This is a genomic window from Herbiconiux sp. VKM Ac-1786 (genome assembly GCF_015350805.1).
In the GTDB taxonomy this organism is placed as follows: domain Bacteria; phylum Actinomycetota; class Actinomycetes; order Actinomycetales; family Microbacteriaceae; genus Herbiconiux.
Map to the genome: position 1 here is coordinate 1116744 of NZ_JADKSG010000002.1, position 23635 is coordinate 1140378.

Below are 23635 nucleotides of genomic sequence, written 5' to 3' on the forward strand. Positions count from 1 at the left end.
GAACAGGGTACTACTTGCGAAGCACGCCTCTGAAATGCGAGACGGCCCCCAGAGCGAAAGCCGCCATCAGCATGAGGAACCCGAGCAGGAGCCCCAGCGGCACCGCCCAGTGGGTGAGAGTGTACACCCCGCCCGCGGGCTCGATCGCGCCGGCTCCCGGGCTGCCGCCCTCGGTGTCGCGGCCGCCGGGCGGCGGGATGGTGAGCGTGTCGAGCGAGGTCGTCGCCGACGACGGCCGGTAGGTGGCGATCCAGGCGTCGAGGTCGCCCACCGGGTTGGCGGCGACGGGGGCGACGGATGCACTGACCGCCGCCTCGGCGTCGACCAGCCCGTACCCGTAGATCGGCCCGGGCACCGGCTCCCCCTTCGGTACGGCCGTGGTGACGATGCGGTTGATCACGTCGTCGGCCGAGAGCTCCGGATGCGCGGACTTCACCAGCGCGGCCAGACCGCTGACCAGCGGCGCCGCCGCGCTCGTCCCGTCCCAGATCACGTGGGTGCCGCCGGGGATGACGCCGACCAGCTGCTCGCTCGGGGCCGCCACCGCGATGGTGATGCCCTGCGAGGACGCGTCGAAGCTCGCGTCGCCCTGCTTGTCCACCCCCGCGACCGCGACGACGCCCGGGATGGTGGCGGGGGCGCCCACCTCGGTGGTGCCGCTCCCCCGGTTGCCGGCGGCCGCGACCACGACCACGTCGTTGTCGAAGGCGTAGGAGAACGCCTCGTCCCAGCTCTCGGGCCAGTCGAGGCTGTTGCGGGTGAGCGACATGTTGATGACGTCGGCCCCGTGGTCGACGGCCCAGCGCACCGCCTCGGCGATCTGCTCGTCGGAGTCGACCGAGCCCTCGCCGAGCGCCACCGAGATCGACAGCAGGGAGGCCTTCGGGGCCACGCCCAGCACGCCGTCGCCGAAGCCGGTGCCCCGACCGGCGATCAGCGAGGCCACCATGGTGCCGTGCTCGGGGCTCGCGCCCACCGGCTTCTGCCCGTCGGGCGAGCCGATGCCCGAGACGTCGGTGCCGTCGACCACCGCGTCGCGGAGCTCGGGCACGCTGCCGTCGACGCCCGTGTCGATGACGGCGACGGTGGCGCCCTCACCCTCCGTGACGTCCCACGCGGCGCGGTAGCCGTAGTCGCTCAGCCAGTACTCGGCGTCGCGGATGGAGTCGGCCCGCGCCGGAGCCGCCGGAGTGGCGGCGATGACCGGGGCGACCGCGAGCGCGCCGACGAGGGCGAGCGCCCAGCCCCTCCGCCGGCCGGTCATCACTCGCCGAGGTCGTAGTCGACGCACTCGCAGACGAGCGGCGACCAGTCGCCGCGCTCGAGTGCGAGGTCGCCCACCGGGTTGACCCCGGGGCCGGCCGCGAGGGCGTGGGCGGCGAGGGCGTGCAGGCACTTGACCCGCACCGGCATGCCGCCGGCGGAGATGCCGGCGATCTCGGGCACCTCGCCGAACACGGCGCGGTCGGCGAGGTAGGCCTCGTGGGCGGCCAGGTAGGCGGCGTTCAGCTCGGGGTCGGCGAGGTCATCCTGGAACTTGACCATCACGTGCTCGGCCTCGAGGTCGCTCATCGCGGCCGTCGCGGCGGGGTGCGACAGGTAGTAGAGGGTGGGGAAGGGTGAGCCGTCGGCCAGGCGGGGGGCCGTGGCGAGCACCGTCGGGTTGCCGCAGACGCAGCGGGCGGCGATGCCGAGCACGTTGCGCACCGGTCGGCCGAGCTGGGCACCCGCGACCGCGAGGTCATGCTCGGAGGCCGGCTCGAAGGGCGGCGTGCTCACGGCACCACTCCGTTCTGCTGAAGTTCTTGGGGCGTGGAGGTGGACAGGCCGGCGGTCACGCCCGAGGCGAACAGCGACGAGAGCCAGTCGACCTGCGTCGTGCTGATGGTGTCGCTCACGTCGGCGCCCGGCTCGACCGGGGCGGGGACGTCGTCGACGACGAGGAAGCTCGTCTCGCCCGGCATGACGTAGTAGAGCCGGTCGCGGGCCTCGGCCTTGATGTAGGCCGGGTCGGTCCAGCGGGCGATCTCGGAGGTCAGTGCGTCGTTCTCGGCGTCGCGGGCGTCGACCGCCGCGTGCAGCGCCGCGAGCTGCTGGCGCTGCTCGATGTAGACGCGGAGGCCGGGCGCGATGATCACGACGAACATCACGATGACGACGAACATCAGCACCGTGAAGCCGGAGAAGCGGATGCTCCGGAGCCAGCCGGCCCCGGCCGCACCCGCCGCCGAGGGCTGCGGCAGCGCCACCGGCATCCGTGCCGGACGTGATGCTGATGTGCGCTGCCGCATGAATCCCTCGGGTGGTGCTCGGGTGGTGCTCGGGCTGCTCCGGCCCTTAGGCGGAGAAGCGGGGGAACGCGCCGCGGCCGGCGTAGACGGCCGCCTCGGCGAGCTCCTCTTCGATCCTCAGGAGCTGATTGTACTTCGCGACGCGCTCGCTGCGGGCAGGCGCACCGGTCTTGATCTGGCCGGCGTCGGTGGCGACGGCGAGGTCGGCGATCGTCGTGTCCTCGGTCTCACCGGAGCGGTGCGAGAGGATCGCGGTCATGCCGGAGCGCTGCGCGAGCGAGACCGCGTCGAGCGTCTCGGTGAGCGTGCCGATCTGGTTGACCTTCACCAGGATCGAGTTGCCGGTGCCCTTGGCGATGCCCTCGGCGAGGCGGGTGGGGTTCGTGACGAACAGGTCGTCACCGACCAGCTGCACCTTCGAGCCGATCTCGGAGGTCAGGTGGGCCCAGCCCTCCCAGTCGTCCTCGTTCAGCGGGTCTTCGATGGAGACCAGCGGGTAGTTCGCGACGAGGTCGGCGAAGTAGGCCGACATCTCGACGTTCGAGCGCTGCTGGCCCTCGAAGGTGTACGAGCCGTTGTCGTAGAACTCCGACGCGGCGACGTCGAGCGCGAGCCCGATGTCCTTTCCGGGGGTGAAGCCGGCCTGGGTGATCGCCTCGAGGATGAAGTCGAGCGCCTCGCGGTTGTTCGGCAGCTCGGGGGCGAAGCCGCCCTCGTCGCCGAGGCCGGTCGAGAGGCCCTTCGACTTCAGCAGCGACTTCAGCGAGTGGTAGGTCTCGACGCCCCAGCGCAGGGCCTCGGAGAAGCTCTCGGCGCCGAGCGGCACCGCCATGAACTCCTGGATGTCGACGCCGGTGTCGGCGTGCGCGCCGCCGTTGACGATGTTCATCAGCGGAACGGGCAGCGTGTGCGCGTTCGGGCCGCCGAGGTAGCGGAACAGGGGCAGGTCGGAGGAGTCGGCCGCCGCGCGCGCCACGGCGAGCGAGACGCCGAGGATCGAGTTGGCGCCGAGGCGCTTCTTGTTGTCGGTGCCGTCGAGCGAGATCATCGCGGCGTCGACGAGGCGCTGGTCGGTGGCGTCGAAGCCCTCGATCGCCGGGCCGATCTCGTCGATCACGGCGTCGACGGCCTTCTGCACGCCCTTGCCGAGGTAGCGGCCCTTGTCGCCGTCGCGGAGCTCGTAGGCCTCGAAGGCGCCGGTGGAGGCTCCGGAGGGGACGGCGGCGCGCGAGACGATCCCGTCGTCGAGGAGCACCTCGACCTCGACGGTCGGGTTCCCTCGGGAATCCAGGATTTCGCGAGCGCCAACGGCTTCGATGAGTGCCACGGGTGGTTTCTCCTCTGTTTCAGGCAAAGGCCTGCTGTATCAGGCGATGGCTAGTCTAACGATTCGCGCGCGATGGCCTGCATGGTCATCACGGCCTCGAACAGCCAGGTCGAGAACTCGTCGTCGTAGGCGGCGTCCAGCGGGCGGTGCAGCGCCGAGTCGACGGCCGACATCACGAGGGTGACGGCGAGCCGGGCGCGGGCCGGCGTCGTGCGCTGCTCGGCCAGGGCGACGATCTCGTGCCGCAGCTCGGCGGCGAAGCGGATGACGTCGGGCGCGAGCTCCGGGCGCCGGCCGAGCAGGTCGCGGATCGCCTCGCGGTCGACGCCGTCGCGGGCGGTGGCGTCCATCACCGAGCCGACGAGGGTGCAGAGGTCGCGGACGAGCCAGCGCTCACCGTCGCGCTCCAGGAAGCGCTGCCGCTGCGCATCCGTCACCGTGAACGCGGACAGGCCGACGATCGCCGAGACCTTCGAGGGGAAGTAGTTGAAGAAGGTGCGGCTGGACACGCCCGCCTCGGAGCAGATCGCGTCGACCGAGGCGTGGCCGACGCCGTTCTCGGCCACCAGGCGCAGGGCGGCGTCGTGGATCGCGGCGCGCGTCTCCACCTTCTTGCGCTCCCGGAGGGGCAGCTCGTTCTCGGACTTCAGCGTCGTCATCGTCGCTCCGTTCTGTCGTTGAACTCGCCGAGCAGGCGCACGAACTCCTGCACGTCGGGGGTGGGCCAGCCGTCGAGGGCGTCGGCGTAGAGCTCCTTCGTCTCCGCGCGCATCTCCTCGAGGCGGGCAAGGGTGAGGTCGGTGGGGGCGTAGAGCTGGGCGCGCCCGTCGCCCGGGTCGGGCACGCTCGAGACGAAGCCGAGCTCCTTGAGGCTGCGCAGCTGGCGGCTGAGGGCGCTCTTGTCCATCCGGGTGGCCTGGATGATCGCCCCGGGCGACGTGGGATGGTGCTTCACGATGTACTGCAGCACCGAATAGCCCGAGGGCTGGAGCTCCTCGGAGAACCGTTCGGCGTTGTGCAGCACCGCCCGGCGGACGGTGCGCACGAGGCGGGCCATCTCGCTCTCGATGGCGGAGACGGCCTCGCCGCGGGGGTCGGCCTGGGGGTCGTCGGTCACGACCCCCAGGCTAGCGTGGGCGGTCACCGGCGTTCGGGCGCCTCCTCGGCGTGACGCGGGGCGTGCGGCCGCGCATCCTCGTCGTCACGGATCTTCTCGGTGCTCTCGCCCGCGATCTCGGCGGCCGAGACGGTGACGACCGTCTGCTCCAGGTCGGCGATCTGCTCCTGCGAGGTCTTGGTGCCGAGGGCACGGTTCGGCAGCAGGGCGATCGCGACGATCGACAGCAGCGCGAGCGGCACGGCCAGCAGGAAGATGTCGGCCACCGCCTCACCGTAGGCCGACTCCACGAGGGTGCGGATCGGGCCGGGCAGGGTCGACAGGTCGGGGATGCCGCCGCTCTCGAGACCGCCGGTCTGCGAGGGGTCGACGCCGAGCTTCAGCAGCCCGTCGGCGATCAGCGAGGTGATGCGGTTGCCGAGAACGGCGCCCATCACGGCCACGCCGATCGTGCCGCCGAGCGAGCGGAAGAAGGCGACGGAGGCGCTGGCCACACCGATCTGCCGCGGGTCGACCGCGTTCTGCACGATCAGCACGAGGTTCTGCATGACCATGCCGACGCCCGAGCCCATGATGAACATGTAGAGGAACACCAGCCAGAAGCTCGTGTCGTAGCGGATGGTGCCCATCAGCGCGAGGCCGATGGTGAGCAGCACCGAGCCGACCACCATGTAGCGCTTCCAGACGCCGGTGCGGCTGATCACCTGGCCGATGACGATGCTCGACACCAGGACGCCCGCGATCATCGGGATGGTGAGGAGGCCGGACTCGGTCGGCGTCTTGCCGCGGGCCAGCTGCATGTACTGGCTGAGGAAGATGCTCGTGCCGAACATGGCGACGCCCACCGAGATGCTCGCGATGACCGCGAGCCAGAAGGTGCGGTTCTTGAAGAGCGTCATCGGGATGATGGGCTCCTTCACCTTCAGCTCGGTGACGACCGCGGCGGCCAGCAGCAGCACGGCGCCGACGACCATGGCGATGGACTGCACGGAGCCCCACTCGAAGTCGTTGCCCGCGAGGGTGACCCAGATCAGCAGCAGCGAGACGCCGGCGGCGATCAGGGCCGCGCCGAGGTAGTCGATGGTGACCTTGCGCTTCTGCGTGGGGATGTGCAGCGTGCGCTGCAGCACGATCAGCGCGGCGACGGCGAAGGGCACGGCGATGTAGAAGTTCCAGCGCCAGCCGGCCGAGTCGGTGATGACACCGCCGAGCAGAGGGCCGCCGACGGTGGCGACGGCCATCACGGCACCGAGGAGGCCCATGTAGCGGCCGCGCTCACGGGGCGGGATGATGTCGGCCATCGCGACCTGCACGAGGGCGGTCAGACCGCCGGCGCCGAGGCCCTGCAGCACGCGGAAGAAGATGAGCATCTCGGTGGACTGCGCGAGGCCGGCGAGACCGGAGCCGACGACGAAGATGATCAGCGACAGCTGGATCAGACGCTTGCGGTTCGTCAGGTCGGCGAGCTTGCCCCAGATGGGCGTCGAGACGGTGGTGGCGAGCAGGGTCGCGGTGACGACCCAGGTGTAGCCGGACTGCGTGCCGCCGAGGTCGGAGATGATCTTCGGCAGCGAGCTCGAGACGACAGTGCTGGCGAGCATCGCCACGAACATGCCGAGCAAGAGGCCCGACAAGGGCACGAGCACCTGCCGGCGGGTCTTGGCGCCCTCCGCGGGCGCCGGGGCTTCGATGGTCTGTGAGGACACGGTTCTCCTGTACGAAAAAAGTTGATCTGGATCAACGATATACCCGTTGTTGACCCAGATCAACTAATTCCTGCAGAAAGTGCAAACTTTTATGCTGTGCACGGTTTCTGCCCGTACGACCCATCCGGCTCAGGATGCTCGGCTACTCCCCCGCCGTGATGGCCTCCGCCTCGACGAGCTCGTCCTCCTCCTCGCGGTCGATGTGGGCGATGGCACGGTGACCGGCGATGACGATGATCGAGGCGATCACCACGGAGCCCGCGGCGACGTAGAACGGGGTCGCCGCGGTGAACAGACCGGCGATCAGGGAGGCGGCGGGCGGGGCGACCGCTCCGCCGATGAAGCGCACGGCCGAGTAGGCCGAGGAGGCCACGGGGCGCGGCAGGTCGGTCGCCGCCATCACCGACTCGGTGAGCACGGTGTTCATCACGCCGAGCAGGGCACCGCCCGCGACCACGCAGGTGATCAGGCCGGGCACGCTGTCGACGAAGACGCCCGCGAGCACGAGGTCGACGCCGAGCAGGAGCAGCACCGTCCAGAGCACGCGGCTGCGCGGGATGCGCCGGGTCAGCCACGGCGCCACCCAGACCGAGGTGATCGCGACCGCGATCCCCCAGCCGAAGAAGGTGAGGCCGAGACCCATCTCGTCGAGCCCGAGCGGGAACGGCGTGTAGGCCAGCAGGATGAAGAAGCCGATGTTGTAGAACAGGGCGGCGATCGCGAGGATCGACAGCGCCGGCTTCGCGAGCGCCTTGAACGGCGCCGAGAGCGGCGTGGGGGTCGGCTTGGTGGGCTCCTTCTTCATCAGCGTCGCGATGGCGATGAAGCCGATGGCCATCAGCACGCTGGTGCCGAAGAACGGCCCCCGCCAGCTGATCGAGCCGAGCAGCCCGCCGAGCAGCGGGCCGATCGCGATGCCGAGGCCGAGGGCGGCCTCGTAGAGGATGATCGCCGAGCTCGCTCCCCCGCTCGCCGCGCCCACGATGGTGGCGAGGGCGGTCGAGATGAACAGAGCGTTGCCGAGGCCCCAGCCGGCGCGGAAGCCGATGACCGACTCCACGTTCTGCGACAGGCCGGCGGCGAGGGCGAAGGCGACGATCAGCGCGAGGCCGATCAGCAGCGTCTTGCGGGCGCCGATGCGGGTCGAGAGCCAGCTCGTGAAGAGCATGGCCACGCCCGTGATCAGCAGGTAGCTGGTGAACAGCAGCGAGGTCTGGGTCTGGGTGGCGTCGAGGCTCTCGGCGATGGCCGGGAGGATCGGGTCGACCAGGCCGATGCCCATGAAGGCGATGACGCAGGCGAACGCCACGGCCCAGACGGCCTTGGGCTGGTGCAGGATCGAGTTCTTCGGGGCCGTCTTGGCGGGGTGCTTCGTGGTGGTGGCGGTCGTCGCCGTGTCGGTGGCCGTCGCGATCACGCGGCTTTCACGACGTCGGCGGCGCGCACGTCGGTGCACTCGTGCAGCAGGTCGACGGCGCGCGAGATGACCTCGATCTCCTCGCGGTCGAGGTCGTCGAACAGCGGGGCGAGGGCGGCGCCGAGCTTCTCGCGCCAGTCGGCGAGGGCGCGGATGCCCTTCGGGGCGAGGGCGATCTGCCACGCGCGGGCGTCGTCGACGTCGGCGATGCGGCGGATCCACTCCACCTCGTTGAGGTTCGCGACGATCTTCGTCATCGTCGGCTGGCTGACGCGGCTCTGCTTGGCGAGCTCGCCGAGGCGCATGGGGCCGAAGCTGCTGAGCACGCTGAGAGTGCGCCAGGTGGCGGGTGAGGTCTGTTCGCCGGTGGCCTGGGCGGCGATGCGGGTGAGGCGGTGCGTGACCGAGACGAGGTCGGAGAGCAGCGTCTGGAGTTCGGGGGTGGGGGTTTCGTTAGTCACGGTTAACCAGTGTACATAGCTTGGCTATGCACTTGTCACTCCGCGGGAAATCGATCCGGCGATCGCGCGACCCTAGCCACCGAGCAGCTTGAACTCCAACTCGGCCGCGTCGGTCGTCTCGCGCCCGACCTGCGCGAACGAGCCGAAGCCCGCCTCGGCGAGGCGCTCGAGCAGCGGGCCCAGGTTCTTCGTGCGGCGCTCGAGGCGCACCCGCTTGCCCCGGGCGACGAGCTGACGCTTCAGGGCGAGCAGCCGCTCGGGCTCGGCGTTCTTGTCGTGCACCAGGGCCACCGCGTCGCCGGCACCGGCCGCCGGGTCGGCGACGAGGTCGATGATGCGCTCGAAGCCGATCGAGAAGCCGCAGGCCGGCACCGACTCGGTGAGGAAGCGGCCGATCATGCCGTCGTAGCGGCCTCCGCCGCCGAGCGAGAAGCTGAAGTCGGGGTGCTCGATCTCGAAGATCGTGCCGGTGTAGTAGCCCATGCCCCGCACGAGGAACGGGTCGAAGACGAGGGCGCCGTCGACCCCGGCCGCGGCCAGGGCGGACTCGATGCGGGCGAGGTCGGCCACAGCATCCGGAGCCACCCCCTCGGGGAGCACGGGCGGCGACACCGCGAGGAAGCGCTCGATCGCCTCGACGGCCTCGGGGCGGGAGCCCTTCTCGCGCAGCTCGGCGACGACGCCCTCGGGGCCGACCTTGTCGAGCTTGTCGATGGTGATCAGCACGGAGTCGTTCTGCGACGCCTCGAAGCCGAAGTGCTCGAGAAGCCCGAGCAGGATGCGGCGGTCGTTGATGCGGATGCGGCAGCCCTCGAGCCCGAGCGCGTCGAGCGTGGCGAGGGTGGCCGTGAGCAGTTCGATCTCGGCGAGGATGCCCGCCTCGCCGATGATGTCGATGTCGCACTGCACGAACTGGCGGTAGCGGCCCTTCTGCGGGCGCTCGGCGCGCCAGACGGGGGCGATCTGCACGGAGCGGAACACCTGCGGCAGGCTCGCGCGGTGGCTGGCGTAGAACCGGGCGAGCGGCACGGTGAGGTCGAAGCGGAGGCCGAGGTCGGCGAGCGCGTCCGGGTCGTCGCTCTCGGCGGCCGCCCGGAGCGCCTCGGCGTCGAGGCCGCGGCGCATGACGTTGAAGGCGAGCTTCTCGTTGTCGCCGCCGAGGCCGGCGTGCAGGCGGCCGAAGTCCTCCATCACGGGCGTCTCGATCTCGTCGAAGCCGTGCGCCCGGTAGGTCTGGCGGATGACGCCGAGCACGCGCTCGCGCTTTGCCTTGTCGGCGGGCAGGAAGTCGCGCATGCCGCGCGGCGGGGTCACCGGAGAAGCCATCTCCCCAGATTACCGATGGCCGGCCGCCTTCAGCGCCACCTCAGGATGCGCAGCGCCGGAGCTCGGCGACCGACGACGAGAGCACCGCCTGACCTCCCAGAAGGGTGACCCGAGTCGTGCCCGAGTCAGCGAGCTGGTCGAGCACCCGCCCGGGCACGCAATCGGAGCGGGAGAGGTAGAGCGGCGAGCCGGCGGCCGCCGCGACCACTCCTCCGGTGAGCGCGTCGGGGAAGGAGGCGCCGCTCGCGAGGTAGGCGGAGGTCGCATCGGGGAAATACGCCGCATTGATGGCCTCGGCCACGGCGAACCGATCGGCACCGCCGTAGCGGGTCACGGCGCTTCCGGGCGACCGGCTGTGCAGCGAGGACTCGATGCCGGGGGTGATCGCGGCGGGACCTCCGACGAGGACGACCTCGCGGGTGCGGAGCGAGGTCAGGAGGTCGAGGGTCGCCTGATCGATCGACTGGGCCGCACCGTCGATCAGCACGACCGGAGCCGTGCTGGCCGTCGCTGCGGGCGCCGCGGCCAGCGCGTCGGCGTAGGCGCGCCCGGTGGCCAGGAACACCACGGGCGCGCCGGATTTCTCGAAGCTGCGGAGCGCGATCTCCCGCGACACCGCGAAACGGTCGGGCCCGCTGATCTGATCGGTGATGAACTGCGGCCCGTTACCGGCCGTGCCGAGGTGCCAGCGCCAGATCCAGGGCAGGGCGTCGTCGCCTCCGACCTGCACCACCGTCCTGGCCCCGACCGCACGGGCGGCGTTCTCCATGATCGTGATGGTGTCGTTCAGCGTGGCCTCGTCGGCGGTGCCGAGGAGCACCGGGCGTCCCTCGGCGGCGGCCACGGGAGCGATGCTCAATGCATCGGCGAAGTTCTGGCCCGAGGCCAGGTAGACGGTGTCGACATGGTGTTCGACCAGAGCCTCGGAGGCGGCCGCGGCGCCTCGGAACCGGTCGTAGCCCGACACCCGGGTGACCGAGACGCCACGGACGACGTCTGCGACCCGCACCCGCACCTTCACGTTCGAGGTCACGTCTCCGCTGGCCGCCGAGACCGTGAGCAACGCGGTACTGTTCCTCGCCAGGTACGCCGCGGTGTCGAAGTCGGACGGGATCGTGACGGCGACCGGCACGGCGCCCGAGGGATCCGGGTCGCCGGCTGACACGGCGACCGGGGTGTCCGGGATCGGCCCGGCCGGATCGGACCAATCACGGGAAAGAGGGGCGATCTGTGCCGTGTACTCCGCCCCGAACGGCGCGGCGGGGACGCTGACCGTCAGCGAGTCACCGCCGGTCAGCCAGAGCGGGGTGACCGGGTCGGCCCAGAACCATTGCGAGTATTCGAACGTGTCGGCCCGGGACTCGTCGAGATCCAGCACACCCGGGCCGGCGGGCGAACCGGCCGAAGGAGCGACAGGGCGGATCGTGGCCCTCAGCTCGAGAAACACCTCGCCTCCCGGGGAATGAGAACCGGTGGGCAGGGACGCCAGATAATGGTCATCGTCCACGCCCAGGAGGTCCAGGTCGAAGTACGGCCGGCCTTCGGCGTCGAGGGACGCGCCGCCGGCGAAGAATCCGGCTGGGACGTCCAGGTCGAGCTCAGTGGTACCGAGAGGCAGCGCGACCGTGCCGACGGTCGACTTCGCGGCGCCACTGATCACCCAGGAGAGCCTCGGGAAGGCGAAGCCGGATGCCTGCTCCGGCAGGAGGACGTGAAGAGAGCTCGAATCCGACGGGATCTCCGCTGTCGAATCGGAAGGGTCCATCTGGTAGAAGGCTGTCAGCCGCCGATTGAAAGCCGGAGCCGCCGGGGAGACCACCGGCGTGGCGTCCACCGCTGCCGCCGGTGCGACGACCCCGCCCGTTGCGATGAGGGCCAGGAGCCCGCTCACCACCAGTACGCGCATGCGTGCGCCCATGAGAACCCCCTCGGTCCGACCCCACCGAGGACAGCGTAGCGGTGGGGGTCGGTCAGTCGGCGCTGGTGGTCGTGTCGGCGGCGGTGCGGGCCGTCGACTCGGCGGCGGTGATGTCGGCGCGGAGGGTGCGGAGCGCGGTGCGGAGGGCGCGCTCGGCGTCGAGGCCGCCCGCGCGGGCGCCGGCGACGAGGGCGAGGAGCTCGGCGCCGAGCTCGTCCTCGGTGGCGGGCACGGGGGCCGAGGCGGGGGCGACCCCGAGCTTGGCCGCCTTGCCGAGCAGCTTGTCGGCCAGGGCGAGGGCGGGCATGCCGAGCGGAACCCCGTCGAGCACGCTGGTGCGGCCGGGCTTCTCGACGGCCTTGAACGAGTCCCAGGCGTTCTCGACGTCGCCCGCGGTCGAGAGGTCGAGGTCGCCGAAGACGTGCGGGTGGCGGCCGACCATCTTCGCGGTCATGTGCGCGGCGACATCCTGGATCGTGAACGACTCCCCCGGCGTGTGGGCGGCGATGTCGGCGTGGAAGACGACCTGATAGAGAACGTCGCCGAGCTCCTCGATCAGCTCCTCGCGCGACCCGGCCTCGATGGCGTCGATCAGCTCGTGGGTCTCCTCGGTGAGGTACTGCACGAGGGAGGCGTGGGTCTGCTCCGCGTCCCACGGGCAGCCGCCGGGAGCCCTCAGCAGCGCCGTCACCGCCACGAGGCGGTCGAGCTCGGTACGGGCATCCGGGATCTCAGGCATGCTGCCAGCCTAGGTCGCCCGGGTCAGACCGCCGCCTTGGCGGGCGCGAAGATGGCCTCGAGCAGCTGCGCCACCCACGCGATGAGCTCAGCGTCGGCGAGCGGATGCCCGTCGACGACCGGCATCGGGATGGAGACCGCGTTGGTCTGCGCGAAGTACTTCGACCCCGGGTACATGCGCTGCAGCCGCACCTGGATGCTGTCGGCCAGGTCGGCGGGCGCGACGCGGAGGTTCGAGCCCATCGTGACGACCTCGCCGAGGTTCGACTTCTGGGCCAGGCGGCGCAGGCGCGACACCGCGATGAGGTTCTGCAGCTCGGCCGGGGGCTCTCCGTAGCGGTCGGTGAGCTCCTCGATGACGCGGTCGATGGCGTCGTCGGAGGCCGTGGGCGATGAGGCGGTGGAGAGCTTCTGGTAGGCCTCGAGCCGCAGTCGCTCGCTGTCGACGTACTCCTCGGGGATGTGCGCGTCGACCGGCAGCTCGAGCCGCAGCTCGGTCTGCCCCTCGGCGACGTCGCCACGGAAGGTCGAGACCGCCTCGCCGATCATGCGCAGGTAGAGGTCGAAGCCGACGCCCGCGATGTGGCCGGCCTGCTCGCCGCCGAGCAGGTTGCCGGCGCCGCGGATCTCGAGGTCTTTCAGGGCCACCTGGATGCCCGAGCCGAGCTCGTTGTTCGCGGCCAGGGTGCTGAGGCGGTCGTTCGCGGTCTCGGAGAGCGGCTTGTTCTCGTCGAACAGCAGGTACGCGTAGGCGCGCTCTCGGCCACGGCCGACGCGACCCCGCAGCTGGTGCAGCTGCGAGAGTCCGTACTTGTCGGCCCGGTCGACGATCAGCGTGTTGGCGTTGGCGATGTCGATGCCGGTCTCGATGATGGTCGTCGAGACGAGCACGTCGAACTTGCGCTCCCAGAAGTCGACGATGACCTGCTCGAGCACGTGCTCGTTCATCTGCCCGTGCGCCACGGCGACGCGCGCCTCGGGCACCAGCTCGGCGAGCTGCGCGGCGACCCGGTTGATCGACGAGACGCGGTTGTGCACGAAGAACACCTGGCCCTCGCGCAGCAGCTCGCGGCGGATGGCGGCCGCGACCTGCTTGTCGGAGTACGGCCCGACGAAGGTGAGGATGGGGTGCCGGTCTTCGGGCGGCGTGGCGAGCGTCGACATCTCGCGGATGCCCGTCACCGCCATCTCGAGCGTGCGCGGGATGGGCGTCGCGCTCATCGCCAGGATGTCGACGTTGGTCTTCAGCTTCTTCAGCTGATCCTTGTGCTCGACACCGAAGCGCTGCTCCTCGTCGATGATCAGGAGGCCGAGGTCTTTGAAGACGATGTTGTCGCTCAGGATGCGGTGGGTCGCGATCACGACGTCGACGGTGCCGTCGGCGAGCCCCGCGATGGTCTCCCTCATCTCCTTCTCGGTCTGGAAGCGGCTGAGCGCCTTCAGGTGCACCGGGAAGCCGGCGAAGCGCTCCTGGAACGTCTCCATGTGCTGACGCACGAGCAGGGTGGTGGGCACGAGCATGGCGACCTGCTTGCCGTCCTGCACCGCCTTGAAGGCGGCGCGGATGGCGATCTCGGTCTTGCCGAAGCCGACGTCCCCGCTGAGCAGCCGGTCCATCGGGATGGGCCGCTCCATGTCGGCCTTCACCTCGTCGATCACCGTCAGCTGGTCGGGCGTCTCCTGGAACGGGAACGCCTCCTCGAGCTCGTGCTGCCAGGGCGTGTCGGGGCCGAAGGCGTGACCCTTGGAGGCCATGCGCGCCGAGTAGAGCTTCACCAGCTCGACCGCGATGTCGCGCACCGCCTTGCGGGCCTTGCCCTTCGCGGCCGCCCAGTCGCTGCCGCCCATCTTGCTGAGGTTCGGGGCCTCGCCGCCGACGTAGCGGCTGAGCAGGTCGAGCTGGTCGGTGGGCACGTAGAGCTTGTCGCCCGGGTAGCCGCGCTTGGAGGGCGCGTACTCGATGACGAGGTACTCGCGGGTGGTCTTCACCGCGTTGCGGCCGCCGCTGGAGACCTCGCGCTGGGTCAGCTCGAGGAACTTGCCGATGCCGTGCGTCTGGTGCACGACGAAATCGCCGGCCTTCAGCTGCAGCGGGTCGACCACGTTCTTGCGGCGGCTCGCGAGCTTCTTCACCTGCCGGGTCTCGTAGCCGGCGGTGCGGCCGTAGAACTCGGTCTCGCCGATCAGGCTGAGCTTCAGCTCGGGCAGCTCGAAGCCGTGCTCGACGGCGGCGCGCACGAGGTAGGCGACGCCCGGCTCGGCGTCGGCCGGGAACTCCTCGACGAGGCGCGCGGGCACCTCACGCTCGGCCAGCACGTCGGCGGCGCGCTCGACGAGGCCCTGGCCCTTGGCGGCGACCGCGACGGTCCAGCCGTCGGCGAGGCGGGCGGCGACGTGCGCGATGGCGCCGTCGGCGTTGCCCTGGAAGCTCGGCACGCCGTCGGCCTTCAGCCGCAGGGTCAGGTGCTCCTCGAGCTCGCGATGCTCGGGCAGCACCTCGTCGTCGGCGGGGCCCTGCTGGAATTCGCTCAGGGTCCACCACGGGCGGTTCGTGCCCGCGGCGTGACGGAGGTCGTTCAGTGTGATGAACTCGCCCGAGGCGAGGTCGATCGGAGCCTCGGCGCCGGCGGTCGCCGCGGTCCAGGCGGCGGCCAGGAACTCGCGGTTCGTCTCGCTGAGGTTCACGGCCCGGGTGGCGACGCGCTCGGGCGAGAGCACGGCGATGGCGGCGCCGTCGGGCAGGTAGTGGGCGACCGTCACGAGCTCGTCGAGCAGCGCGGGGGCGAGCGACTCCATGCCCTCGACCGGGATGCCCGCGCCGATCTTCTCGAGCATGCCGGCGAGGCTCGGGAACTCGTGCTGCATCTCGCGGGCACGCTGCCGCACCCCGTCGCTGAGCAGCAGCTCCCGGCTCGGCGGCAGGTCGACCGCGCCGACGACGTCGGGCAGCGAGCGCTGGTCGGCGACCGAGAAGGCGCGGATCTCGTCGACCTCGTCCCCGAAGAAGTCGACCCGGTAGGGGTGCTCGGCGATCGGCGGGAAGACGTCCAGGATGCCGCCGCGCACCGCGTACTCGCCGCGGCGGGTGACCATGTCGACCCGCGAGTAGGCGAGCTCGACGAGCTGCAGCGAGAGCGCCGAGAGGTCGAAGCCGCGGGCGCCCTTCGCCAGGTGCACCGGCTCGAGGTCGGCCAGGTTCGAGGCGATGGGCTGCAGGGCGGCGCGAACGGATGCGACCGCGACGATCGGGCGCCGGGTGGCCGGGTCGGCCTGCTGCCACGTGCTCAAGCGGCGCAGCGCGTCGATGCGCTTGCCGACGATCTCGGCGCTCGGGCTGAGGCGCTCGTGCGGCAGGGTCTCCCACGCTGGGAACTCGATGATGTCGGCCTCGGGCATGAAGCTCGCGAGACTCTCGCGCAGCTTCTCGGACTCGCGGCCGGTGGCGGTGACGACGAGCATCGCCGCGGGCAGGCCGCGCTCGATGCGGCGCGCCATCATGGCGGCGAGGAACGGGGCACGCAGGCCCTCGGTCAGCGAGAAGTCGCTGTCGCGACCCGCATTACCCAGGGCCTTTTCGACAGTGGATGCGCGCGACAGCGCTTGCACAAGACCCTGGAGTATCACTCGGACGATTCTACCCGCGCCCACCGACACTCGCCCCGGCGCGGGGTCACCCCGCGGTCAGGAAGTCGTGTGGAACTTGAGCTGGGCGGCGGTGAGACCGGAGCCGGCGATCAGCTCCACCGCATCCGCCGCCTCGTCGATGAGGTTGGGCAGCGTCTGCTTCTCGGTGGAGGTGAAGTCCTTCAGCACGAAGTCGGCCGCGTCCATGCGGCCCGGCGGGCGGCCGACGCCGACCCGCACGCGCAGGAAGTCGTTGCTGCCCGTGGCCGCGATGATGTCGCGCAGGCCGTTGTGGCCGCCGTGCCCGCCGCCCTGCTTGAGCTTCAGGGTGTCGAAGGGGATGTCGAGCTCGTCGTGCACGACGATGAGCTGCTGGGGCGTGAGCCCGTAGAACTTCAGCAGGCCGTTCACCGGCCCGCCCGACACGTTCATGTAGGTGTTCGGGTTCGCCACGACGAAGCGCGGGCCGCCGGGGACGATGCGTCCCTCGGCCACCCGCGCGTTCGCCTTGTGGCTCTTGAACGTCGCGCGCAGACGGTTCGCCAGTTCGGCGGTGACCATCCGGCCCACGTTGTGACGGTTCCCCGCGTAGCCGGGCCCGGGGTTGCCGAGCCCGACCACGAGGTGCAGATCGTCGTTCACTCGATCGGCCGTCGTCTCAGGAACTGAGGTGCTACTCGGCGTCGGCCGGGGCCGGGCTGGTCGACTCGGCGGCGCCCTCGCCCTCGGCGGGCTCGTCGTCGGGCTCCTCGGTCGGGATGGTGACGCCGACGATGACCGTCTCCTCGTCGGTGATCAGGGTCGAGCCGGCGGGCAGCTCGATGTCGGAGGCACGCACGACCGAGCCTTCCTCGAGGCCCTCGATCGAGACGGTGACGCTCTCGGGGATGCTCGTGGCAAGCACCTCGAGCAGCACGGTCTGCGAGTCCTGCGTGGCCATGGTGCCGGGGGCCGACTCGCCCTCGAGGTGCACGTTGACCTCGACCTGGACCTTCTCGCCCTTGCGGATGACGATGAGGTCGATGTGCTCGATGATCTGGGTCACCGGGTCCTTCTGCACGTCCTTGACCAGGGCGAGCGACTCGACGCCGTCGATGGTCAGCTCGAGCACCTGGTTCGCCTTGCGCAGGATGAGCGCGGTCTGGTGACCGGGCAGCGAGATGTGCTGCGGCTGGGTGCCGTGGCCGTAGATGACGGCGGGGATCTTGCCGGCGGCGCGGGTGCGGCGGGCGAAGCCCTTGCCGAACTCGGTGCGGGTCTCGGCTGTGACGCGGGTGTCTTCTGACATTGTTCTGCTCCTTCGCGGCCCGATCGGGCTCGCAGTTTGTGTGAGGGGTTTCAACTCGACCGCATGAAGCGAGAGGAAAGACTGCTGAGGCCTGATCCACCGCGTCGATAACGGATGCGCGGCCTGAGCCCGCATCCCTCGCCGAAGTTCAGTGCCCGAGTCTAGCGCATCGCCTCCACTACTCTGGAGACGTTCGCTTTCTACGAGGAGTAACCGGCATGTCATCAGCTGCAACCGCCAACATCGGAGTCGTCGGGATGGCGGTGATGGGCTCGAATCTCGCCCGCAACCTCGCCAGCCGCGAAGGCAACACGGTGGCCGTCTTCAACCGCTCCCCCGAGCGCACCCGCAAGCTCGTGTCCGAGCATCCTGAAGCCGGCTTCGTCGCCTCGGAGTCGATCGACGACTTCGTCGCCAGCCTGCAGAAGCCGCGCACCGCGATCATCATGGTGCAGGCCGGGGCCGGCACCGACGCCGTCATCTCCGAGCTCGCGCAGCGCTTCGAGCCGGGCGACATCATCGTCGACGGCGGCAACGCGAACTTCCACGACACGATCCGGCGCGAGAAGGACATCTCGGCCTCGGGCATCCACTTCGTCGGCACCGGCATCTCGGGCGGCGAGGAGGGCGCCCTGAACGGCCCCTCGATCATGCCCGGCGGCACCGCCGAGGCCTACGAGACGCTCGGCCCGATCCTCGCGTCGATCGCCGCGGTCGCCGAGGGCGAGCCCTGCGTCACCCACATCGGCACCGACGGCGCCGGCCACTTCGTGAAGATGGTGCACAACGGCATCGAGTACGCCGACATGCAGCTGATCGCCGAGGCCTACGACCTGCTGCGCACCGTCACCGGTCGCGAGCCCGCCCAGATCGCGGAGGTCTTCGAGACCTGGAACTCGGGCGACCTCGAGTCGTATCTGATCGAGATCACCGCCGAGGTGCTCCGCCAGGTCGACGCCGACACCGGCAAGCCGTTCGTCGACGTCGTGCTCGACCAGGCCGGCGCCAAGGGCACCGGCTCGTGGACCGTGCAGAACGCCCTCGACCTCGGCGTGCCCGTCGGCGGCATCGCCGAGGCCGTGTTCGCCCGCTCGGTGTCGTCGAAGCCCGAGCAGCGCGCCGCGGTGCAGGCGACGATCACCTCGCGGCCCTCGGTCGTGTCGGTCGATGTCGACTCGTTCGCCGACGACATCCGCGCCGCCCTCTACGCCTCGAAGGTCGTCGCGTACGCGCAGGGCTTCGACGAGATCATCGCCGGGGCGAAGCAGTACGGCTGGGAGATCGACAAGGGCGCGGTCGCGAAGATCTGGCGCGCGGGCTGCATCATCCGCGCGCAGTTCCTCAACCGTATCGTCGAGGCCTACGAGAACAACCCCGACATCGCGTCGCTGCTGGAGGACCCGTACTTCGCCAAGGCCGTCGCCGACGGCGAGGCCGCCTGGCGCCGCGTGGTGTCGACGGCAGCGCTCTCGGGCGTGCCGGTGCCCGGCTTCGGCTCGGCGCTGTCGTACTTCGACTCGCTCGCCGCGAAGCGCCTGCCCGCCGCCCTCGTGCAGGGCCAGCGCGACTTCTTCGGCGCGCACACCTACAAGCGGGTCGACAAGGAGGGCGTGTTCCACACCCTCTGGTCGGGCGACCGCACCGAGATCGAGACGGAGCCCTCGACCCACTAGTCCCGTTCAGGTGGTGGGCTGGCCGACGCGCTGGCCCACCACCGCCGAGACGCCGTCCTGGCGCATCGAGACGCCGTAGAGGGCGTCGGCGATCTCCATCGTGCGCTTCTGGTGCGTGATGACGATGAGCTGGCTGGTCTCCCGCAGATCCTCGAAGATCGTCAGCAGGCGGCCGAGGTTGGCGTCGTCGAGCGCCGCCTCCACCTCGTCCATGATGTAGAACGGGCTCGGTCGTGCCTTGAAGATGGCGATCAGCAGCGCCACGGCCGCGAGCGACCGCTCCCCGCCCGAGAGCAGCGACAGCCGCTCGATCTTCTTGCCCGCCGGCTTCACACTGACCTCGATGCCGGTCGTCAAGAGGTTCTCGGGGTCGGTCAGCGAGATCGACCCGGTGCCGCCCGGGAACAGCACGGGGAAGACCTTCGTGAAGGCCTCCCGCGTGTCTTCGAAGGCGCTCTCGAAGATGATCTGCATGCGGTCGTCGATCTCCTCGATGATCGTCAGCAGGTCCTTCCGCGTGTTGGTCAGGTCGGTCAGCTGGTCGCTGAGGAACTTGTGACGCTGCTCCAGCGCGGCGAACTCCTCGAGCGCGAGCGGGTTCACGCGGCCGAGCTCGGCGAGCTTCCGCTCGGCCTTCGCGAGGCGCTGCTGCTGCTCGGTGCGCACGAAGGGGCGGCCCTGCGGCTCGTGCGGCTCGTCGTCGGTGAGAGCAGCGGATGCGCGCTGCGCCGCCAGGGCATCGCCGTCGTCGCCCGGCCGGCCGGTACGGGCATCCGTCGCCGAGGTGTCGGAACCGGTCTCGTCGCCGCCCGCCTCGGACGCCGCGGCCGACGCCTCGGCCACCGCCCCCGCGCTCGTGTCGATCAGCCGCACGGCGTCGTCGTCGGGCACGAGCTGCGACGGCCCGTACTCGGCGACGAGAACGTCCTCGACGAGCCCGAGCTCGGAGCCCGCCCGCTCGAGCAGGCTCGACAGGTGCAGCTTCTTCTCGTAGATCTGCAGCTCGAGGCCGTGCATGTTCTCGGTGATCGACTGCAGCCGTTCGCGCAGCGCCGCCTCGTCGCGCCGGAGGGCGGTGAGCTCCTCGTTCTGCTCGGCGCGCTCGGCCTCGCGGCGCGCGAGCAGCACGGCGGCCTCGGCGACCGAGCGGTCGACCGACGCGAGCACGGCGGGCAGCGCCTCGGCGACCTCGGTGGCCGAGGCGATCTGCCGCCGCCGGATGACCGCCCGCCGTGCCGCCGCCTCGGCCGCCGCGCGATCGGCCTCGAGCTGCCGCTCGAGCGCCACCGTGCGCGCCTGCTCGGCCCGCACCCGCTCCCGCGCCGTCTCGACACCGAGCCGCGTCTCGACCTCCCGGTCGCGCGCGGCCTCGAGCTCGACGAGCAGCCCGTCGCGCGAACTCACGTCGAGCACCGGGCGCGGACGCTCCCGCGCCACCTCGAGCTCCCGCCGGGCGCGCTCGGCCCCCTGCTCGGCCTGGCCGACGGAGTCCTGGGCGATCGAGAGGCTCTTCTGCAGCCGCTCCAGCTCGGCACCGCTCGCCTCGAGCTGCGCCCGCAGCCGGCCGAGCCGCTCGGTGCGCGACGCGAGCTTCGAGTCGTGCTCGCGGAGCGCCGCGAGCGCCTTCTGCGACTGCTCCTTCGCGACCTGCACGATGCCGCGCTGCTCGGCGAGGGCGAAGCGGGCGCGCTCGATCACCGAGTGCTCCTCCTCGAGCAGCACCGCGGCCGAGTCGCGCTCGGCGACCAGCTCGATGCGCGACCGCGTGGCGCCCGAACCGCCGCGCAGCACGTAGCGCGTGAGCACCTCGCCCTGCTTCGTGACGATGGTGAGGGCGGCGGATGCGGCGCCGGCCGCCTCGACGTCCGCCCAGGCCCGGCGTGCCGCGTCGAGGTCGTCGGCGATGACGGTGGCGGCGAGCACGCCGAGCACGCCGGCCGGGCCGGTCACGACGCGGGCGGCCGGGGTGATGCCGTCGGTGTCGGCCAGGGGGGCGGGAAGCGCATCCGGAGCCCCCGTCGGCGGATCGGCGATGACCAGCTCGACCCGCCCCATGTCGCCGGTCGCCGCGGCCTGCGCGGCGTTCACGGCGGAGTCGACATCGGTGGCCAGCACCGCGTCGGCGAGCGTGCCGAGGGCCGCGGCGACGGCGGCCTCGAAGCCCGGGGTGACCTTGACGTGCTCGGCGACGAGCCCCTGGATGCCGTCGAGCCGGGCGCCGACGAGCTCGGCCGAGCCGTCCTTCTGGTCGAGGGCCATCGTCAGGGCGCTGGTGCGGGCGGCCAGGGCGTCGCGCTCGCGCTCGTGCGTGTGCAGCTCGTCGCGCAGGCGCTCGATCTCGGCCTCGGCCTCGAACACGGCCGACTGCGCGAACTCGTAGCCCTCGTCGAGGTCGGTCTCGTCGACCTGCACCTCCACCGCCTCCGCCTCGGCGCGCGCGAACTCCGCCTGGGCGGTGTCGCGCCGGGCGACGGCGGCGTCGAGCGCGTTCTGCTGGCGCAGCACCTCGCCCCGCACGGCGGCGAGCCGGGAGTTGGCCGACTCGAGCTGGCCGGTGAGCTTGGACAGCTCGAGATCGTGCTTCGAGACCAGCGAACTCTGGTAGGCGATCTGCTCGTCGAGGGCGTCGAGCGAACCGCGGGCGGCGAGGGTGGCGCGCTTGGCGGCGTCCCAGCCGTCTTGAGCGCCGGCGACCTGGGCCTCGAGGCGCACCACCTCGTCGCGGGAGTCGGCGACCATCGACGGGGTGACGCTCGGGCCCGTATCCGGAACCGCGTCTTCACCACCGAGCAGGGCGAGCCGCTGGCTGGCGAGGTTGTGCAGGTTGCGCAAGCGCTCCTGCACCGATTCGAGGCCGAACGCGGTGCGGCGGGCGAGATCCACGGCGTCGCCGACCTGGGCCTGCTCGATGCGGGCGACGCGCAGCTGGTTCTGCTCGAGGCGCTCCTGCAGCACGATGCGCTCGGTGTGCCGCTCGCTCTCGCTGCGGGCCGCCGCGTCGAGGGCCGTGCGCAGGGTGACGACCTCGTCGGCCAGCAACCGCGCCTTGGCGTCGCGCACGATCGCGGCGATCGACTGCGCCTCCTTGGCGATCTCGGCCTGGCGCCCGAGCGGCTTCAGCTGCCGCCGGATCTCGCCCGCCAGGTCGGACAGCCGCGTCAGGTTCGCCTGCATCGCCTCGAGCTTGCGCTGCGTCTTCTCCTTGCGGCGGCGATGCTTCAGGATGCCCGCCGCCTCCTCGATGAAGCCGCGACGCCCCTCGGGGGTGGCGTGCAGCACCGCGTCGAGCTGCCCCTGCCCGACGATGACGTGCATCTCGCGGCCGAGCCCGGAGTCGCTGAGCAGCTCCTGCACGTCGAGCAGCCGGCAGTTCTCCCCGTTGATGGCGTACTCGCTGCCGCCGTTGCGGAACAGCGTGCGGCGGATCGTCACCTCGGAGTAGTCGATCGGCAGCGCCCCGTCGGCGTTGTCGATGGTGAGCGTCACCTCGGCCCGGCCGAGCGGGCCCTTGGTGCTCGTGCCGGCGAAGATGACGTCCTCCATCTTGCCGCCGCGGAGGGTCTTGGCGCCCTGCTCCCCCATCACCCAGGCGAGGGCGTCGACCACGTTGCTCTTGCCCGAGCCGTTCGGCCCGACCACCGCGGTGACGCCGGTCTCGAAGGCGAAGGTGGTGGGGTTGGCGAAGCTCTTGAAGCCCTTGAGGGTCAAGCTCTTCAGGTGCACGGGCGGCCTTCCGTTCTTCGGTGCACCCTACGGTAGCGGCTGGGGCGCGCCCGTCGGCCTCACCTCGCGCGGAGCACGCAGAACTCGTTGCCCTCGGGATCGGCCAGCACGACCCAGCTGACGTCGGTCTGGCCGACGTCGACGCGGGTGGCGCCGAGGGCCTCGAGGCGGGCGACCTCGGTCGCCTGGGCGTCCGGGCCACCCTCGGGGCCCTCGGGCACGAAGTCGAGGTGCAGGCGGTTCTTCACCGTCTTCTTCTCGGGCACGGCGAGGAACAGCAGGCTCGGGTGTGTGTCGGCGTCGGGGGCGATCTCGTACTCGGCCTCCTCGCCCTCCTCGCTCTGGTAGGTGAGCTGCCAGCCGAGCGCCTCGCGCCACCAGTCGGCGAGGGCCTTAGGGTTCTCGGAGTCGACCACGATCTGTTCGAAGCGGAGTGCCATGGCGGTCAGATTACGCCTCGGCGAGCGCGGCGGGGAAGGCGTCGAGCCGCTTCGTCATGCAGATCACGAGAGGCTCGTCCTTCCAGTAGCCGTAGCAGTCGGTGCGCTGCCAGCCTTCGCTCGTGTAAAGAGCCACCGCCTCGGGCTGCATCTGGCCGACCTCGAGCTTCAGGATGCGCGTTCCGCCCGCCCGCGCGATCTCCTCCATCGCGGCCAGCAGCCGGCGCGCCACCTTCTGGCCCCGGGCGCTCTCGCGCACGTAGACCCGTTTGATCTCGGCCTCTGTGCTGTGCTCTTCACCCAGCGGACTCAAGGCGATGCAGCCGACCGGGATGCGGACGCCTCCGTCGCCCTGCGACTGCTCGGCCACCAGCGCGGGCAGACCGCCGTGCACCGAGGGGCCGGGGTCGTCGCTGGAGTAGCGGCGCATGACGTCGGCCACCTGCTCCTGCTCGAGCTCCCGGAAGGCCGGGTCGTCGGTGGTCGTGGTGCGCAGCGTGATCACGGCACCGATTCTCACACGGGCCACCGACGGCGAGCAGCAGGGCTGGGTCGGCTAAGCCGGGCGCCGGCCGGGCATCCGGAA

General features: G+C 70.9%; 19 protein-coding genes. 1 reads left to right on the forward strand and 18 read right to left on the reverse strand.

The annotated features are described in order from the left end of the window. Positions 1-10: 10 nt before the first annotated feature. The 15 genes from ITJ64_RS16245 to ITJ64_RS16315 form a co-directional block, all read right to left on the reverse strand. Complete coding sequence (locus ITJ64_RS16245) at positions 11-1264, reverse strand: S8 family serine peptidase (RefSeq protein WP_194682201.1); 1254 nt, start codon at positions 1262-1264, stop codon at positions 11-13. Continuing rightward, complete coding sequence (locus ITJ64_RS16250) at positions 1264-1779, reverse strand: DUF501 domain-containing protein (protein ID WP_194681734.1); 516 nt, start codon at positions 1777-1779, stop codon at positions 1264-1266. The genes ITJ64_RS16245 and ITJ64_RS16250 overlap by 1 nt, the downstream gene beginning before the upstream one ends. Next, positions 1776-2255, reverse strand: a complete 480-nt coding sequence (locus tag ITJ64_RS16255) for a septum formation initiator family protein (protein ID WP_370545226.1) — start codon at positions 2253-2255, stop codon at positions 1776-1778. Before ITJ64_RS16255 ends, ITJ64_RS16250 begins: the two co-directional genes overlap by 4 nt. Positions 2256-2337: 82 nt before the next feature. After that, positions 2338-3618 (reverse strand): phosphopyruvate hydratase, encoded by a 1281-nt coding sequence (gene eno / locus ITJ64_RS16260; protein ID WP_194681736.1) that lies wholly within the window; start codon positions 3616-3618, stop codon positions 2338-2340. Positions 3619-3668: 50 nt separating this feature from the next. Continuing rightward, a complete protein-coding gene (locus ITJ64_RS16265; protein ID WP_194681737.1) occupies positions 3669-4277 on the reverse strand; it encodes a TetR/AcrR family transcriptional regulator in 609 nt (202 codons plus the stop codon). Further along, positions 4274-4735 carry a MarR family winged helix-turn-helix transcriptional regulator gene (locus tag ITJ64_RS16270; RefSeq protein WP_194681738.1) on the reverse strand — a complete coding sequence of 154 codons (462 nt, stop codon included), beginning with the start codon at positions 4733-4735 and terminating at the stop codon, positions 4274-4276. The genes ITJ64_RS16265 and ITJ64_RS16270 overlap by 4 nt, the downstream gene beginning before the upstream one ends. A 23-nt stretch (positions 4736-4758) precedes the next feature. After that, a complete protein-coding gene (locus tag ITJ64_RS16275; protein ID WP_370545227.1) occupies positions 4759-6441 on the reverse strand; it encodes an MDR family MFS transporter in 1683 nt (560 codons plus the stop codon). Positions 6442-6583: 142 nt separating this feature from the next. After that, positions 6584-7780: an MFS transporter gene (locus ITJ64_RS16280; protein ID WP_370545276.1), complete on the reverse strand. Its 1197-nt coding sequence runs from the start codon at positions 7778-7780 to the stop codon at positions 6584-6586. Positions 7781-7854: 74 nt separating this feature from the next. Next, complete coding sequence (locus ITJ64_RS16285; protein ID WP_194681739.1) at positions 7855-8319, reverse strand: MarR family transcriptional regulator; 465 nt, start codon at positions 8317-8319, stop codon at positions 7855-7857. A 72-nt stretch (positions 8320-8391) separates the two neighbouring features. Next, positions 8392-9645: a histidine--tRNA ligase gene (hisS, locus tag ITJ64_RS16290; protein ID WP_194681740.1), complete on the reverse strand. Its 1254-nt coding sequence runs from the start codon at positions 9643-9645 to the stop codon at positions 8392-8394. A 40-nt stretch (positions 9646-9685) separates the two neighbouring features. Beyond that, on the reverse strand, positions 9686-11305 hold the full coding sequence (locus ITJ64_RS16295) for a cell wall-binding repeat-containing protein (RefSeq protein ID WP_194681741.1): 1620 nt from the start codon (positions 11303-11305) through the stop codon (positions 9686-9688). 310 nt (positions 11306-11615) lie between these two features. Continuing rightward, complete coding sequence (locus ITJ64_RS16300; protein WP_194681742.1) at positions 11616-12302, reverse strand: MazG family protein; 687 nt, start codon at positions 12300-12302, stop codon at positions 11616-11618. 23 nt (positions 12303-12325) lie between these two features. Further along, the gene (gene mfd / locus ITJ64_RS16305) at positions 12326-15925 is read right to left on the reverse strand and encodes a transcription-repair coupling factor (protein ID WP_194681743.1); all 3600 of its coding nucleotides are present in this window, start codon (positions 15923-15925) and stop codon (positions 12326-12328) included. Between the two features lie 57 nt (positions 15926-15982). Further along, a complete protein-coding gene (gene pth, locus ITJ64_RS16310; RefSeq protein ID WP_194681744.1) occupies positions 15983-16567 on the reverse strand; it encodes an aminoacyl-tRNA hydrolase in 585 nt (194 codons plus the stop codon). A 31-nt stretch (positions 16568-16598) separates the two neighbouring features. Further along, the gene (locus ITJ64_RS16315; RefSeq protein ID WP_194681745.1) at positions 16599-17213 is read right to left on the reverse strand and encodes a 50S ribosomal protein L25/general stress protein Ctc; all 615 of its coding nucleotides are present in this window, start codon (positions 17211-17213) and stop codon (positions 16599-16601) included. A gap of 218 nt (positions 17214-17431) precedes the next feature. On the opposite strand from ITJ64_RS16315, the gene gndA reads away from it, so the two are divergent. Next, positions 17432-18886 (forward strand): NADP-dependent phosphogluconate dehydrogenase, encoded by a 1455-nt coding sequence (gene gndA / locus ITJ64_RS16320; RefSeq protein ID WP_194681746.1) that lies wholly within the window; start codon positions 17432-17434, stop codon positions 18884-18886. Positions 18887-18892: 6 nt separating this feature from the next. Here the strand turns inward: gndA and ITJ64_RS16325 are convergent, their stop codons facing one another. The 3 genes from ITJ64_RS16325 to ITJ64_RS16335 are packed head-to-tail and all read right to left on the reverse strand — an operon-like array spanning position 18893 to position 23554. Next, positions 18893-22609 (reverse strand): AAA family ATPase, encoded by a 3717-nt coding sequence (locus ITJ64_RS16325; RefSeq protein WP_194681747.1) that lies wholly within the window; start codon positions 22607-22609, stop codon positions 18893-18895. A 59-nt stretch (positions 22610-22668) separates the two neighbouring features. Continuing rightward, entirely contained in the window at positions 22669-23049 is a 381-nt protein-coding gene (locus ITJ64_RS16330; protein ID WP_194681748.1) for a VOC family protein, read from the reverse strand. A gap of 10 nt (positions 23050-23059) precedes the next feature. Then, a complete protein-coding gene (locus ITJ64_RS16335; RefSeq protein ID WP_194681749.1) occupies positions 23060-23554 on the reverse strand; it encodes a GNAT family N-acetyltransferase in 495 nt (164 codons plus the stop codon). Positions 23555-23635 lie beyond the last annotated feature (81 nt).